A 13,925-nucleotide genomic window follows, 5' to 3' on the forward strand; every position below is an offset into this window, starting at 1 on the left:
AGTCGTCATGAATGCGTCAGAGGCCCCCTCCACGGCGGTTTCCGGTCCAGGCCAATGGGGCATTCAGACCATGGCGTGGGGCTAAGGAGGTTCCGGGGGTGACGTTGGTGATGGCACAGGAAGTGCCCACGTCGTCGTGCATGGCCGTACCCCATGGCCCTGCGGGCGTGGGTACGGCGAGGCACCGCATGCGTGAGCAATTGCGTATCGGCGGACTGCCCGATTCGGTCGTGGACGATGCCGTCCTGATCCTTTCCGAACTGCTCAGCAACGCCTGCCGGCACGGCAGGCCCCTGGGCGCTCAGGAGATCGGCGACGGGGACATACGCGCCGCATGGCGCGTCGACAAGGCGGGACGACTGACGGTCGAGGTCACGGACGGGGGCGGGCCCACCCGTCCGGTTCCGGCCACGCCTTCGGTCACCGCGCGCGGCGGCCGGGGGCTGAACATCATCAGCGCCCTGGCCCAGGACTGGGGCGTCCGGGACGGCGCGGGCGGCGAGGTCACCGTATGGGTGACGGTCGCGTGCGGACCCCGTCACGACGATTTCGCTACGCGCGTCGCTGCGCCCGCGATCGGCTTCGGCGCCCCCTTCGACGACCTGGATCCCTGACCCGATCCCGCACCCGCGCTCCGAGCCGGACGCGCACCCGAGCTCCGACCCGAACGTGAACCCGAGATCCCGTCCGAGCTCCGACTCGAACGCGAACCGAACGCGCACCCGGGAGCGCACGCCGACCGTGCTCCCGACCGTGCTCCCGACCGCGCTCCCGGCCGCACCCGCCCGGTTGCGCCGGTACGAACGGCTAGGCTCGCGCCGTCACGTACCGACGCACCGCCGCAACCGGGAGACACCCACGATGGCCAAGAAGCGCCCCGCAGCGAAGACTGCAAAGCCGCAGCTCAAGGACGGGGAGATCCCTGTGGTGGGCGCCCGCGAGCCCTGCCCCTGCGGATCCGGGCGCCGCTACAAGGCCTGCCACGGCGCCGCCGCCTCACACGCCGTCACCGAGCTGGTGCAGCGCCCCTTCGAGGGCCTGCCGTCCGAGTGCGACTGGGTGGCGCTGCGCGAGCTGGTGCCGGCCGCCACCATCCCGCTCACCCTCAAGGGCGGCCTGCCCGAGGGCGTTCCGTCCGTCACGCTGGTGACCGTACTGCCCATGGCCTGGCCGGCGCTGCGCCGCGAGGACGGCTCCGTCCTGCTCGGCCTGCAGAACGAGTCGTCCAGCGGGAACCTCTCCCGCGACCTCGCCGACACGCTGGAGCGCGCGCTCGTCGCCGAGCCCGGCAACCCGGTCGCCGCCCGCCGGGTGCCCGCCGAGGGGCCCCGACTTCAGGATCTCCTGGACCCGGACGGCGTTTTCGAGCCGGTTGTACACAGCGGCTTCGAATTCTGGATTCCGGATGCGGAGACCGCCCAGGCCGCCTCCCCGGAGATCGCCGCCTCGCTGGAGCGCGCCAACGCCGCCGCCATCCCGACCGTCAAGCTCACCGGCGTCGACGCGGCCTACTGGTGCGAGACCCCGGAGAAGAACCACCTGCGCTGGGTCATGCCGCACCCCGAGGAGCAGCTGCTCGACGCCCTGGCGCGGCTGACCGCGGCGGGCGAGTCCTCGCTCGGCGAAGGCACCAAGCTCGTCGGGTCCTTCCGCGCGCACGGCCTGATGGTCCCCGTCTGGGACCTGCCCGTCGGCTACACCGCCGACCAGGCGGAAGAGCCCGCGGCCCGGCTCGCGGAGCGCCTCGCCAAGGCCCTGACCACGGACGCCCCGCTGACCCCGGAGGAGCGCCGGGCACGCGGCGGCCTGACCAACCGCCAGGTCACCCTGAGCTGACCTGCTGGGCCGACCCCGGGTGTCCGTGCGGGCCCACGACGGGTCCGCACGGGCCCCGAAGGCGCCCCACGGACCCTCCCGGAGCGCGCCACGGGCGGTGACCGGAGTCACAACTCCCGCTAATCGTCTGCAAATCGATGTCCGAATATCCGAGATCGAATTTGCGAACAGGCGATCTCTTGTTACCGTTCTTGTAGCCCGGTCGCTGGTGCATCCCCCGTCGCCAGCGACCGGGCCCTTCCATTTCCGGTGGCGCTCAACCGCCGCCCGGTCCCGGTGAGTTGCTCCCGGACCGCAGGAGCAGGGGCCCTTCAGCATCCGGAACTGCAAATTCCGCTACTGCGCTGTACCGGTCCGGGGTCCCCAGGGAGTCCTCCTTGGGCGTCTCGCACAGACCCGGTTCGTCGCCCGTCCCGATCGCGCAGCGGATCTGCACCGTCCGACCCGCCGGACCCATCACGGTCAGCACGGATTCCAGCGCTCGCCCGCTGGTGTTGCGGTAGTAACTGCGCCCCCAGCTCTGCCCCTCGCCGCTCAGCACGCACGTCTGCGCCTCGACGCCCTGGGGCGAGGAGAGTTCGGGGCCGCAGCGCGAGTCCGTGCGGGGCTGCTCGGCCGGTCCGGGCGGCGCCGGCTTCGTCCCGCCCGGGCGGCCGGAGGGATCCGACAGCCCCAGCGAGGAGAGCAGTCCGCCGCCCTTTCCGTCGTCCCGAGCGGCGAGGTCCGGTCCGGCGATCGCACCCGCGAGCGGAAGCGACAAGATGATCAGCACACCGGCACCGATACCGATCAGGCGGAGATTCATTCGCCGAAGATAGCGATGCGGCGATGGGCCACAGAGATCCCCGCGCCCAATTCCCTTGGAATCGGGCACTGGTGACACCCGTTCGAGTGATCCGGCGGTAGGGCCGCCGGTGCGCCCGTACGCGCGTCGGTACGGGCGTCAGTACGCAAGTCGGCTGCCGCCGCCCGGCGCCCCGCTGCTCGCCTCCACCAGCGCGTCCACGACCGCCTCCACCTCCGGCAGCCACGGCGGCCCGTCCTGCGCCACCGGTTCCCGCTCCCAGCGCACCTGACCGCCGCAGGACGCGGCGGAGGGCGGCAGCAACAGGTACCCGCCCTCGCCATGGAAGCGCAGCGAGGACGGCACGTGGTCCTTGGCGTAGAGGAGTTCGCCGAGCCGCTCCAGCGAGTACGGCGCCACCAGCAGCGACCAGCGCGTGGGCGTGGCGACGACCGGACCGAGCCGCAGGCCGCGCTGGTCGAGCCGGACCAGCGCCCGCGCGGCCGCCGCCGCCGGCAGGCTCACCGCGCAGGGTGCGGCCCCGCCGGTGGCCAGGAGCAGGGGAGCGCTCGGCCGGTTGGTCCACCACCAACCCACCATCCGGGGATCGGTGGTGGCCGCGAGGAGACCCGGGTCGAAGGGGTGGGCGCCGGGAACCACGCAGTCCGGGTCCGGGCAGGCGCAGCGCGCACCGTCCGCGCCGGCCCGGCCCACACCGGGGAGCACGGGCCACGCCCACTCGGCGGCACACACCAATGCGGCGTCGAGGGAGGGCGGGTGGGCGGGGGCGGACCCCGGCCGGGACCCGGCCCGCTGGGCGAATCGGAGGGACTGAAGGGTCCGGAGAGGCTGGAGGGTCCAAAGGGACTGGAGCGTCCGAAGGGACTGGGCGGTCCGAAGGGAACTGCGGAGTCGCTGGAGACGCCTTCCGAGGATCTCGCGCATGAGCGCTCGTTCCTTTCCGTTGAACGCCGAGGGCCACATCACACCATGTATGCGGTGTTTCACCACACGTACACGTTTCGCGTCACTGTCCGCCAGAAGCAGGTTCACACGGTTCGTGCAGTTTTCGTACGGGTCCATGGAACGTCCAGCAAGGGCGGTGCGCGACCCGTGGTGGGCCGCGCCCAGCCGCCGCCGCTAAGGACGGCGGCCCGTACCGGACGGTTCCCGGCGGGTCCGGGGTGGCGTCAACTCACCCCGCGCACCACCGTTTACGTACCCGTGCCGACGGAGACGCCCGCCCAGTCGACCGCAAAAAGGCATCCCATCCAACCTTTTCCGGCCAAGTTTTACCCTTGACTGAACGGTGAGTTGTCGTCTCACGGACACCAGGATTCCCACCTGGGCAATGCTGGACATCGATCCATGTGTGCGTGTAGATGTGGATCCATTGATGGCGGCGCAGAACGATCTGGGGGTTTGCGATGCTATTCGGCGAATCGCACCAGGTGGAAAGCCGGACGCCATGAGCGCCCCGCATCCGCCGAAAGTGGCTGGAATCGATCCAGTAGTTACGGCTTCCCCTCACACTGCGGCACCCGTGCCCCCGCGCACCGCTCCCGCACCGACCGCGGTACCCGTCCCCAGCACCCTGATCCAGGACCGCCTGGCGGGCATGGTCTCCGACCTGACCACCCTGCACGAGCTGACCGAACGCCTCGCCCGGTCCGCCGGCCTCGACTCCTGCCTCCAGGAGTTCCTGCGCGCCGGAGCCGCCCTCGTCGGCGCCCGTCGTGGGCTGATCGTGCTGGAGCCCGCCGACGGACTCGGCCCCGCCACCACGATCGGGCTGGGCCTGGGCCGCGCGGACCTCGGTCACATCGAGACCGTCCCGCGCGCCGCCACCCCGTACGGCCGCATCCTCGACGGAACCCCCGGCGCCGCCGGCGGCTCCGAGGTGCTCCCCGAGGTCGGTGCGCCCCCCGGTTCCGGCGGGTACGCGACCCCCGTCGACCCGCAGCACCGGGAGGTCGCGGCGCGCCTGGGCTACGCCGCCAGCTACGCGCTGCCGCTGACCGCCGAGGCCACCGGCCGGCTCGGCGCCGTCCTCTGGCTGTACGACGACCAGGTCGAGCCGAGCGACCGCCAGCGCGACCTCGTCGGCCTCTACGTACGGCACGGGGCCGAGCACCTGGCCCGCGTCCTGGAGGCCCAGCGCGCCCGGACCCGGCTCGCCACCGTCACCGAGGAACTGCTGCCGAGCAGGCTGCCCCGGGTACCGGGGGTCCAGCTCGCCGCCCGCCACCACACCGGACCGCACGGCGGCGGCGATTGGTACGACGCCCTGCCACTGCCCGAGGGCGCCCTCGGACTGGCCATCGGGTCCGTCACCGGAGCCGGGCCCAGCGCGATCGCCGCGATGGGTCGGCTGCGGGCCTCGCTGCGCGCGTACGCCGTGATGGAGGGCGAGGACCCGGTCGCGGTCCTGTCCGACCTAGAGCTGCTGCTGCGGCTGACCGAGCCCGCGCGATCGGCCACCGCGCTCTTCGCCTACTGCGAGCCGGGATCCCGGAAGATCGTCCTGGCGGGCGCCGGACACCCGCCGCCGCTGCTCATCGGCGAGCACCGCACCGAGTACGTGGAGACCACGCTGTCCGCGCCGCTCGGCATGCTCGCCTGCTGGGAGGCGCCGAGCGTGGAGATCGAGCCCGCATCCGGAGAAACGGTGCTGCTCTACACCGACGGGCTGCTGCGGCGTACCGGTGACGCCATGGACCGCGCGTACGCCCGACTGCACGCGGCCGCCGCCTCGGTACCGCGGGCCGCCCGCGAGGACCCGGCCGCGATCGTGGACCACGTCCTGCGCACCGTGCTGCCGGACGAGGACTTCACGGGCGGGACCGGAAACGGGTCGACGAGCGGCTGCACCGAGGACATCGTCCTGCTGGCTGCCCGGTTTGACTGATTTATCACAGCCCTGCGGGGCCACTTCCTCTCGCACATACGATGGACGGGGTCCGTACCCGGTCCTGTCGTAGCTGAGGAGATGACGTGGCTGACGAGCTCACCCCGGAGACCCCGGAAGAAGAGCAGCCCAAGAAGACGCACAAGCAGCGCAAGAACGGGCTGTACCCGGGCCTCAGCGACGAACTCGCCGAGAACATGCGCACCGGCTGGGCGGACACCGAGCTGCACGGCCTGGAGCCCATCGCCCAGGCCGCGCACACGGCCGCGCGCCGCGACACGCTGTCCGCGAGCTTCCCGGGTGAGCGCCTCGTCGTCCCCGCGGGTCGCCTCAAGACGCGCTCGAACGACACGGAGTACCCCTTCCGTGCCTCGACCGAGTACGCCTACCTGACCGGCGACCAGAGCGAGAACGGCGTCCTGGTCCTGGAGCCCACCGGCGAGACGGGCCACAGCGCGACCATCTACCTGCTCCCGCGCTCCGACCGCGAGAACGGCGAGTTCTGGCTGTCCGGCCAGGGCGAACTGTGGGTCGGCCGCCGCCACTCCCTCACCGAGGCCGAGCAGCTCCTGGGCATCCCGGCGAAGGACGTCCGCACCCTGGCAGAGGCCCTGACCGAGGCCACCGGCCCGGTCCGGATCGTGCGCGGCCACGACGCGGTCATCGAGGCGGCCCTGGCCGACAAGGTCACCGCCGAGCGCGACGGCGAGCTGCGCACGAACCTCTCCGAGGCGCGCGTGGTCAAGGACGCGTTCGAGATCGGCGAGCTGCAGAAGGCCGTCGACTCCACCGTCCGCGGTTTCGAGGACTGCGTGAAGGTCCTCGACAAGGCCGAGGCCACCAGCGAGCGCTACATCGAGGGCACCTTCTTCCTGCGCGCCCGCGTCGACGGCAACGACGTCGGCTACGGCTCGATCTGCGCCGCCGGCCCGCACGCCTGCACCCTGCACTGGGTCCGCAACGACGGTCCCGTCCGCTCCGGCGACCTGCTACTGCTGGACGCCGGCGTGGAGACGCAATCTCTCTACACGGCCGACGTCACGCGCACCCTGCCGATCAACGGCCGGTTCACCGAGATCCAGCGCAAGATCTACGACGCGGTGTACGAGGCCCAGGAGGCCGGCATCGCTGCCGTGCAGCCCGGCGGTAAGTTCCGCGACTTCCACGACGCCGCGCAGCACGTGCTCGCCGAGAAGCTCGTCGAGTGGGGCCTGGTGGAGGGTCCGGTCGAGCGTGTCCTGGAGCTGGGTCTGCAGCGCCGCTGGACCCTGCACGGCACCGGTCACATGCTCGGCATGGACGTGCACGACTGCGCGGCCGCCCGCACCGAGGCCTACGTGGACGGCACCCTGGAGCCCGGCGTGTGCCTCACCGTCGAGCCCGGCCTGTACTTCCAGGCCGACGACCTGACCGTGCCGCAGGAGTACCGCGGCATCGGCGTCCGGATCGAGGACGACATCCTCGTCACCGAGGACGGCAACCGGAACCTGTCCGCGGGTCTGCCGCGCCGGTCCGACGAGGTCGAGAGCTGGATGGCCGCGCTGAAGGGCTGACCCTTGCGCCACCGCACCACCGCCGATGGGCGGGTTCCCCTGTACCGGGACCCCGCCCATCGGCCGTTCAGGACGCCTTCAGCAGCGCTCCGTCCTGCCATTTGAGGATCTTGTCGAAACTGACGACGGCTCCCCGGCCCGGGCGGTTGCGGAACCGGGCGTGATCGGCCAGCTCGGCGATCAGCGACAGTCCCCGGCCGTGCTCCGCCAGCGAGGGTCTGCGGCGGGAGACCGTCGTGGGCGGGAAGCCCGGGCCCGAATCGGTCACCTCGATCCGGCAGCGGTCGCCGTCGAGATAGGCCGTGACGCGGTACGCCGCACAGGCCGCGGGATCGGCGGGAGCCGGCCCGACGCCGCCGACGGGAGCGTCGTCGCCGTCCCCGGCCACCGGCCCGCCGTGCTCCACCGCGTTCGCGCACGCCTCGCTCAGCGCCACCGACAGGTCGAAGGAGATGTCGGGGTCCACCCCCGCGGTCTCCATCGTCCCCAGCAGCAGTCGCCGGGCGAGCGGAACGCTCGCGGCCTCGCGCCTCAAGTGGAGAGACCACCAGATGCTCATACCGTTACCTATTGCCGCCCGGAGCACTGTGTAAGCCCCGTGCGGCCGTCGGAGCGCTCGTTCGGCCGATGCGACCCGCCCGGACGCCGGTGTATGCGACGGTCCGGTGGGTCGGCGGGCGGACTCCGTCCAGGGGGACTCAAGGGACCTTCCGGACCTGCCGTATGGGAGACCTAAGCGCAGTGCGATGATGGCCCGGCCATGACTGCCCCCCACACGATGCGTGCAGGAGCCGGGCTCCGGATCCTGCGGGCCGCGGTGTTCACCGCGGTCTGCGTAGTGCTGTCCGCCGTCGGGCACGCCCTCGCCTCGTGCGCCACCGTTCCCTGGTGGACGCTCTGCGCGGGCTTCCTGGCCGTGTTCGCGGTCGCCTCCCTGCTCGCGGGCCGCCGGCGCACCCTGCCGGGTCTCGCCGCCGCCCTCGCCGTGGGCCAGCTGGGGCTGCACACGCTGTTCGGCCTCGGCCAGCACGGCGCCGCCCTCGCAACCACCGGCTCCGCCGCCACGGGTGCTTCCGCACAGGCCGCCTCCGACACCTCGCTCGCGGCGCTCGCGGCCCGGCTGGTCTGCGGGGGCAACTCCGTACCGCTCAGCCCGGCCGACGCCCGACAGGTACTGGAGACAGCGGGGCTGAATCCGGCCGCGCTCGCGGTCCCCGCGCACGACGCCCACGCGCACATGGCGCAGGCGGTCACGGCTCCCTCGACCGGGCTGCTCAGCCTGCCGATGCTGCTGGGCCACCTGGTGGCCGCGCTGGTCGCCGGCTGGCTGCTGAGCCGCGGGGACGCGGCCCTGTTCCGGCTCGTCGAACTGTCCCGGCTCGCCGCCCCGGCCGCCCCGGTCCGCGCCCTGCGGACCGCCCTGGCCCTCGTCCGCGCCCTGGGCGCCGGACTTCCGGGCACGGCCGGACGTACCCCGCGGTCGCCGCGCAGCACCCCGGACCGGGCCGTGGCCCCCGGCCGGACGGCACTCCACCACACGGTGATCAGGCGCGGCCCACCAGCGGCCCTCGCCCTCGCAGCCTGACGCGGCACCACTCCACTCCCCGGGACACCCTGCGGAGCACCGGTGCCGCGAACTCCGCGCGCGCCTGTGCGCCGGAGTCACCGTCACCCCTGCTTCCGTGGAGTGTTCCTGCCATGAAGACCTCTCGCGTCTCCTTCGCCGCCGCCCTCGCCGCCGGTACCGTCCTCGTCCTGTCCGGCACCGCCTTCGCCCACGTCGGCATCCAGCCGGGCGAGGCCGCCAAGGGCGGCTACGCGACGATCAACTTCAAGGTCCCGAACGAGCGCGACAACGCCGCGACCAACAAGCTCGAAGTCAGCTTCCCGACCGATCACCCGCTCTCCTCGGTCATGCCGCAGGACGTTCCGGGATGGACGGTCACCGTGGAGAAGAGCAAGCTCGACAAGCCGCTCACGGTCCACGGCAAGCAGATCAACGAAGCCGTCACCAAGGTGACCTGGACCGGCGGCAAGATCGAGCCCGGCAAGTTCCAGCAGTTCCCGCTCTCGATCGGCCAGCTCCCCTCGGACGTCGACAAGCTCACCTTCAAGGCCATCCAGACGTACGACAACAACGAGGTCGTCCGCTGGATCGAAGAGGCCAAGGACGGCGCCGCCGAGCCGCAGAACCCGGCGCCCGTGCTCAAGCTGACGGCCGCGGCCGGTGGCGACCACCACGACGCCGGTGCGAAGAAGACCGACGAGGCCAAGAACACCGACCACGAGAACGGCGACGGCGCCGAGAACACCGCGTCGGCCGGCTCCGACACGACCGCGCGCGCCCTCGGCATCGCCGGGATCGTCGTCGGCCTCGGCGGGGTCGCCTTCGGCGTGGCCTCGCGCCGTCGCACGTCCTGACCGCGTCCGCAGACATCCGAACCACCCCCGATCTCAGGGACATCCCATGCGCACCACACGTGTGACGGTCGCCGCCCTCGTGGCGGCGGCCGCCCTCGCCCTCACCGCCTGTGGCAGTGACACCGGCAAGAGCACGTCGCTCGCGGAGGTCAACGCCCCCGCCAAGAGCAAGCCGGGCACCGTGCTCGACCGCCCCTTCGACAAGCCGGACCTGGTGCTCACCGACACCAACGGCAAGCCGTGGAGCCTGCGCGAGCAGACCAAGGGCAAGCCGACGCTCATCTACTTCGGCTACACCAAATGCCCGGACGTCTGCCCGCTGACGATGAGCAACATCGCCGTCGCCAAGAAGGCGCTGCCCAAGGACGACCAGGACAAGCTCCAGGTCGTCTTCGTCACCACCGACCCCGACCGGGACACCCCCGAGTCCCTCGGCCAGTGGCTCAAGTCCCAGGACCCGTCCTTCATCGGACTCACCGGGGACTTCGCCAAGATCCAGGCCGGTGCCCGCAGCCTCGGCATCGGCATCGAGGCCGCCAAGAAGGAGGCCAACGGCGACATCGTCTCCATGCACGGCGCGCAGGTCATCGCCTTCTCGCCGAAGACCGACGAGGGCTACGTCCTCTACGGGGAGTCGACCACCGTCGAGGACTACACCAAGGATCTGCCGAAGATCATCAAGGGAGAGAACCCGTGAACCGCCGCACCACCCGCACCATCGCCGCCGCCCTCTCCCTGTCGGCAGCGCTCGCCATATCCGGCTGCTCCTCCGATTCCGACGCGGGCGACGGCAAGCCCGAGCTGAAGGTCAGCGGCGGGTACATGCCCGAACCGATCGACGACAAGATGGCCGGCGCGTTCATGGTCATCAAGAACGGCTCGAAGGCGGCGGACAAGCTCACCGCCGTCACGAGCACGCTCTCGGGCGACGTGACGATCCACGAGACCAAAGACCAGAAGATGCAGCAGGTACAGGCCCTCGACGTGCCGGCCAACGGCGAGCTGAAGCTCGCGCGCGGCGGCGACCACATCATGTTCATGGGCCTGAAGAACAAGCCGAAGGTCGGCGACAAGGTGACCGTCGAGCTGCGCTTCGAGAAGTCGGACCCGGTCAAGGTCGAGCTGGACGTGAAGGAACGCACGTACCAGCCGCAGAAAACCAACTGACGGACCGAGGGACTGACAACGCCATGACGGCCACCGCCCCCGCCCCTTCCACGGCCCGCACGGCCACGGCGGCATTCGTGCCGCGGCTCCTGCTGGTCCTCGCCGCTCTGGCCGCGGCCCTGTTCACCGCGGCCGGACCGGCCTCGGCACATGCCGCGCTCACCGCGAGCGACCCCAGGGACGGGGCGGTGGTCGCCACGGCCCCCGCCCAGGTCACCCTTTCCTTCTCCGAAGGCGTCGCCATGAACGGCGACTCCATCCGGGTCATGGACCCCCAGGGCAAGCGGATCGACACCGGGGAGCTGCGCGACCTGTGCAGCGGCTCCACCATCCGTTACGGCACCGCGTTGCACAGCGGCCTGCCCAACGGCACCTACACCGTGGCCTGGCAGGCGGTCTCCGCCGACAGCCACCCGGTCTCCGGCGCCTTCACCTTCTCCATCGGCGCCCCCTCCGCGACCAGCGTCTCGGTGTCCTCGCAGGTGGCGGGCGGCGGACCGGTGGGCATCGCCTACGGCATCGCGCGCTACGCCGCCTACGGCGGATTCGCCGTGCTCGTCGGCGGCGCGGCCTTCATCCTGCTGTGCTGGCGCCGGGGCGCCGCCGAGCGGCCGCTGCAAAAGCTCGTACTGCGCGCCTGGGTGACGCTGACGGCCGCCACGCTCGCCATGCTGGTGCTGCGCAACCCCTACACCGGCTCGGGCGACTTCTCCGACGTCTTCGACCTCGACGGCCTCAAGGCCGTCCTGGAGACCAAGACCGGAGCCTCCCTGGTGTCCCGGCTGCTGCTGCTCGGCGCCGTGGCCCTCTTCATGGCCGTCCTCTTCGGTACCTTCGCCCGCAAGGTGCAGGGCAGCGGCGCGAGCGAGGAAGACGCCAAGGACACCAGCGACCTCACCTTCGGGCTGGCCATCGGCGGGACCGTGGTCGCCGCCGGGATCGCCGCCACCTGGTCGCTGTCCGAACACGCCTCCACGGGCATTCAGCCGGGCATCGCCATGCCGGTCGACATCGTCCACCTGCTGGCCGTCGCCACCTGGCTCGGTGGTCTCGCCGCGCTGCTGATCGCCCTGCACAAGGTCCCGGACATCGAGCGCGAAGCCATCCGGCGCTTCTCCCGCGTCGCCTTCGTCAGCGTCCTCGTCCTCACCGCCACCGGTGTCTACCAGTCCTGGCGCCAGCTCGGCAGCTGGTCCGCACTGACCGGCACGGAGTACGGCCGGTACCTCCTCATCAAGGTCGGCCTGATCGCCGTCCTGGTCGCCATCGCCTCCGTCTCGCGGAAGTGGACCGGCCGGCTGGCCGGGGACGCGGCCGGCCGCGCCCCGCAGGTCGCCGCCCAGCGCGATGTTTCACGTGAAACAGAAGCGGCGGTCACCGTCCCGCCGAGCGCCAAGCGCGCCGCCCAGCTGGCCCGTCAGCGCGCTGCCCGCGAGAGCGCGCGGGACAAGCGGATCCGGGACGCCGATCCCGATCGCGCGGGACTGCGCCGGTCCGTCCTCGCCGAGGCGGCCGTCGCCGTCGTCCTGCTCGCCGTCGCCACCCTGCTGACCGGCACGGAGCCCGGCCGGGCCGCCGAGCTGGAGGGCGGTCGCACCGTCACCGCGGTACCCGACCGGGCCGTGAAGATCACCCTGCCCTTCGACACCGGCGGCCAGAACGGAAAGGGCAGCGTCCGGATCGAACTGGACCCGGGCCGGGTGGGCGCCAACAGCCTGCACGTCTGGGTGGACTCCCCGGACGGCCGGCCCTTCGACATCCCCGAGGTGAAGGTCGCCTTCACCCTCCCCGCCAAGGACATCGGCCCGCTGCCGCTCGCCCCCGATCGCGCGGCGCCGGGGCACTGGAGCGCCTCCGGCGTCCAGCTGCCGCTGGCCGGTGAATGGCGCATCGACGTAAGCCTCCGTACCTCCGACATCGACCAGACGACCGTCCAGAAGACCGTCAAGATCGGCTGAACAGCATGACCGAGAGCAACCCCGACATCGAGATCTCCCGGCGCCGGCTGCTGGGCACCGTAGGTGCCGCGGGCGCCGCCGGTCTCGCACTCGGCGCCACCGGTGGCGTACTCGCGCATGCCGCGATCGCGGATACCGACGGCAGCGGCCCGGCGGCCGCCCTCGGCGCCACCGAGATCGACTTCCACGGCGAGCACCAGGCGGGCATCACCACGCCGCTCCAGGCCAAGGGCCACGTGCTGGCCTTCGACCTGGCCCCCGGGGCGGGCCGCAAGGAGGTCGTCGCCCTGATGCGCCGCTGGTCCGACAGCGCCCGCCGGCTGATGGCCGGCGAGACGGCGGGTGCGGCCGACTCGGGGATCGCCCTGGACGCCGGACCGTGCTCGCTCACCATCACCTTCGGCTTCGGCCGCTCGTTCTTCGACCGCACCGGCCTCACGGCGCGCCGGCCCACCGCGCTCGATCCGCTCCCCGAGTTCTCGGCGGACCGGCTCGACCCCCAGCGCGGCGAAGGGGACCTGTGGGTCCAGATCGGCGCCGACGACGCACTCGTCGCCTTCCATGCGCTGCGCACCCTGCAGAAGGACGCGGGGGAAGCGGCCCGGGTCCGCTGGCAGATGAACGGTTTCAACCGGACGCCGGGAGCCACGGCCGAGCCGATGACCGCCCGCAACCTCCTGGGCCAGATCGACGGCACGGGCAACCCCAAGCCGTCCGAGGCCGACTTCGACAAGCGGATCTTCGTGCCCGGCGCCGGTCCCGGCCCGGCCGAACACGCGTGGATGGCCGCAGGCTCGTACGCCGTCGTCCGACGCATCCGGATGCTGTTCGACGACTGGGACAAGCAGTCGCTCACCAAGCAGGAGCAGGTCATCGGTCGGAAGAAGGCGGACGGGGCGCCCCTGACCGGCGGCACCGAGACCACCAAGCTGGACCTCGACAAGTTCGGCGGCGACGGCAAGCCGGTCATCCCCTCCAACGCCCACGCCCGGATCTCCGCCCCCGCGCAGAACGGCGGGGCCGCCATGCTCCGGCGCCCCTTCTCCTTCCACGACGGCATCGGCTCCGACGGCACCCCCGACGCCGGTCTCCTCTTCATCTGCTGGCAGGCCGACCCGATGCGCGGCTTCGTCCCCGTCCAGCGCAAGCTCGACCGGGGTGACGCGCTGTCGGACTTCATCCGCCACGAGGCGAGCGGGCTGTACGCCGTCCCGCGCGGCCCGCGAACCGAGGAGTACGTGGGACAGCCGCTGCTCGAAGGATGAACAGCACCTCGGGGCACGGGGCAGCGGCATTAG

General features: G+C 71.8%; 13 protein-coding genes. 10 read left to right on the plus strand and 3 right to left on the minus strand.

All coding sequences use genetic code 11. The features are described 5' to 3' along the window. The first annotated feature begins 11 nt into the window (after window positions 1–11). Together ACIQWR_RS30100 and ACIQWR_RS30105 are read left to right on the plus strand one after the other, a co-directional pair. Entirely contained in the window at window positions 12–614 is a 603-nt protein-coding gene (locus ACIQWR_RS30100; protein WP_404015884.1) for an ATP-binding protein, read from the plus strand. A gap of 247 nt (window positions 615–861) precedes the next feature. Beyond that, on the plus strand, window positions 862–1,836 hold the full coding sequence (locus ACIQWR_RS30105) for a DUF5926 family protein (protein WP_404015887.1): 975 nt from the start codon (window positions 862–864) through the stop codon (window positions 1,834–1,836). A 256-nt stretch (window positions 1,837–2,092) separates the two neighbouring features. Here the strand turns inward: ACIQWR_RS30105 and ACIQWR_RS30110 are convergent, their stop codons facing one another. Both ACIQWR_RS30110 and ACIQWR_RS30115 read right to left on the minus strand, forming a co-directional pair. After that, entirely contained in the window at window positions 2,093–2,641 is a 549-nt protein-coding gene (locus ACIQWR_RS30110) for a hypothetical protein (protein ID WP_404015890.1), read from the minus strand. A gap of 138 nt (window positions 2,642–2,779) precedes the next feature. After that, window positions 2,780–3,565 (minus strand): bifunctional DNA primase/polymerase, encoded by a 786-nt coding sequence (locus tag ACIQWR_RS30115; RefSeq protein ID WP_404015893.1) that lies wholly within the window; start codon window positions 3,563–3,565, stop codon window positions 2,780–2,782. Window positions 3,566–3,971: 406 nt separating this feature from the next. On the opposite strand from ACIQWR_RS30115, the gene ACIQWR_RS30120 reads away from it, so the two are divergent. Together ACIQWR_RS30120 and ACIQWR_RS30125 are read left to right on the plus strand one after the other, a co-directional pair. Further along, the gene (locus tag ACIQWR_RS30120) at window positions 3,972–5,528 is read left to right on the plus strand and encodes a PP2C family protein-serine/threonine phosphatase (RefSeq protein ID WP_404015896.1); all 1,557 of its coding nucleotides are present in this window, start codon (window positions 3,972–3,974) and stop codon (window positions 5,526–5,528) included. A gap of 86 nt (window positions 5,529–5,614) precedes the next feature. After that, window positions 5,615–7,081 (plus strand): aminopeptidase P family protein, encoded by a 1,467-nt coding sequence (locus ACIQWR_RS30125; protein ID WP_404015898.1) that lies wholly within the window; start codon window positions 5,615–5,617, stop codon window positions 7,079–7,081. A gap of 67 nt (window positions 7,082–7,148) precedes the next feature. Here ACIQWR_RS30125 and ACIQWR_RS30130 read toward each other — a convergent pair whose 3' ends face one another. Then, the gene (locus ACIQWR_RS30130) at window positions 7,149–7,640 is read right to left on the minus strand and encodes an ATP-binding protein (RefSeq protein WP_404015901.1); all 492 of its coding nucleotides are present in this window, start codon (window positions 7,638–7,640) and stop codon (window positions 7,149–7,151) included. Between the two features lie 201 nt (window positions 7,641–7,841). Between ACIQWR_RS30130 and ACIQWR_RS30135 the strand changes: the two genes are divergently transcribed. From ACIQWR_RS30135 to efeB, 6 genes are all read left to right on the plus strand, one after another. Then, complete coding sequence (locus ACIQWR_RS30135; protein WP_404015904.1) at window positions 7,842–8,666, plus strand: hypothetical protein; 825 nt, start codon at window positions 7,842–7,844, stop codon at window positions 8,664–8,666. 113 nt (window positions 8,667–8,779) lie between these two features. Next, a complete protein-coding gene (locus tag ACIQWR_RS30140) occupies window positions 8,780–9,502 on the plus strand; it encodes a YcnI family protein (protein WP_404015907.1) in 723 nt (240 codons plus the stop codon). A gap of 46 nt (window positions 9,503–9,548) precedes the next feature. Beyond that, window positions 9,549–10,199: an SCO family protein gene (locus ACIQWR_RS30145; protein ID WP_404015910.1), complete on the plus strand. Its 651-nt coding sequence runs from the start codon at window positions 9,549–9,551 to the stop codon at window positions 10,197–10,199. Further along, the gene (locus tag ACIQWR_RS30150; protein WP_404015913.1) at window positions 10,196–10,669 is read left to right on the plus strand and encodes a copper chaperone PCu(A)C; all 474 of its coding nucleotides are present in this window, start codon (window positions 10,196–10,198) and stop codon (window positions 10,667–10,669) included. Before ACIQWR_RS30145 ends, ACIQWR_RS30150 begins: the two co-directional genes overlap by 4 nt. Window positions 10,670–10,692: 23 nt before the next feature. After that, window positions 10,693–12,627, plus strand: coding sequence for a copper resistance CopC/CopD family protein (locus ACIQWR_RS30155; protein WP_404015916.1), 1,935 nt, complete (start codon window positions 10,693–10,695; stop codon window positions 12,625–12,627). 5 nt (window positions 12,628–12,632) lie between these two features. After that, a complete protein-coding gene (gene efeB, locus ACIQWR_RS30160) occupies window positions 12,633–13,892 on the plus strand; it encodes an iron uptake transporter deferrochelatase/peroxidase subunit (protein WP_404015919.1) in 1,260 nt (419 codons plus the stop codon). Window positions 13,893–13,925: the final 33 nt, after the last annotated feature.

It is taken from the genome of Streptomyces sp. NPDC098789, from assembly GCF_044759975.1.
Taxonomy (GTDB): domain Bacteria; phylum Actinomycetota; class Actinomycetes; order Streptomycetales; family Streptomycetaceae; genus Streptomyces.

What these genes read in the sequence shown, in the direction of transcription:
- ACIQWR_RS30100 (WP_404015884.1), top strand. Translation starts at nt 12, where the DNA reads ATGCGTCAGAGGCCCCCTCCACGGCGGTTTCCGGTCCAGGCCAATGGG.
- ACIQWR_RS30105 (WP_404015887.1), top strand. Translation starts at nt 862, where the DNA reads ATGGCCAAGAAGCGCCCCGCAGCGAAGACTGCAAAGCCGCAGCTCAAG.
- ACIQWR_RS30110 (WP_404015890.1), bottom strand. Translation starts at nt 2,641, where the DNA reads ATGAATCTCCGCCTGATCGGTATCGGTGCCGGTGTGCTGATCATCTTG.
- ACIQWR_RS30115 (WP_404015893.1), bottom strand. Translation starts at nt 3,565, where the DNA reads ATGCGCGAGATCCTCGGAAGGCGTCTCCAGCGACTCCGCAGTTCCCTT.
- ACIQWR_RS30120 (WP_404015896.1), top strand. Translation starts at nt 3,972, where the DNA reads ATGCTGGACATCGATCCATGTGTGCGTGTAGATGTGGATCCATTGATG.
- ACIQWR_RS30130 (WP_404015901.1), bottom strand. Translation starts at nt 7,640, where the DNA reads ATGAGCATCTGGTGGTCTCTCCACTTGAGGCGCGAGGCCGCGAGCGTT.
- ACIQWR_RS30135 (WP_404015904.1), top strand. Translation starts at nt 7,842, where the DNA reads ATGACTGCCCCCCACACGATGCGTGCAGGAGCCGGGCTCCGGATCCTG.
- ACIQWR_RS30140 (WP_404015907.1), top strand. Translation starts at nt 8,780, where the DNA reads ATGAAGACCTCTCGCGTCTCCTTCGCCGCCGCCCTCGCCGCCGGTACC.
- ACIQWR_RS30145 (WP_404015910.1), top strand. Translation starts at nt 9,549, where the DNA reads ATGCGCACCACACGTGTGACGGTCGCCGCCCTCGTGGCGGCGGCCGCC.
- ACIQWR_RS30155 (WP_404015916.1), top strand. Translation starts at nt 10,693, where the DNA reads ATGACGGCCACCGCCCCCGCCCCTTCCACGGCCCGCACGGCCACGGCG.
- efeB (WP_404015919.1), top strand. Translation starts at nt 12,633, where the DNA reads ATGACCGAGAGCAACCCCGACATCGAGATCTCCCGGCGCCGGCTGCTG.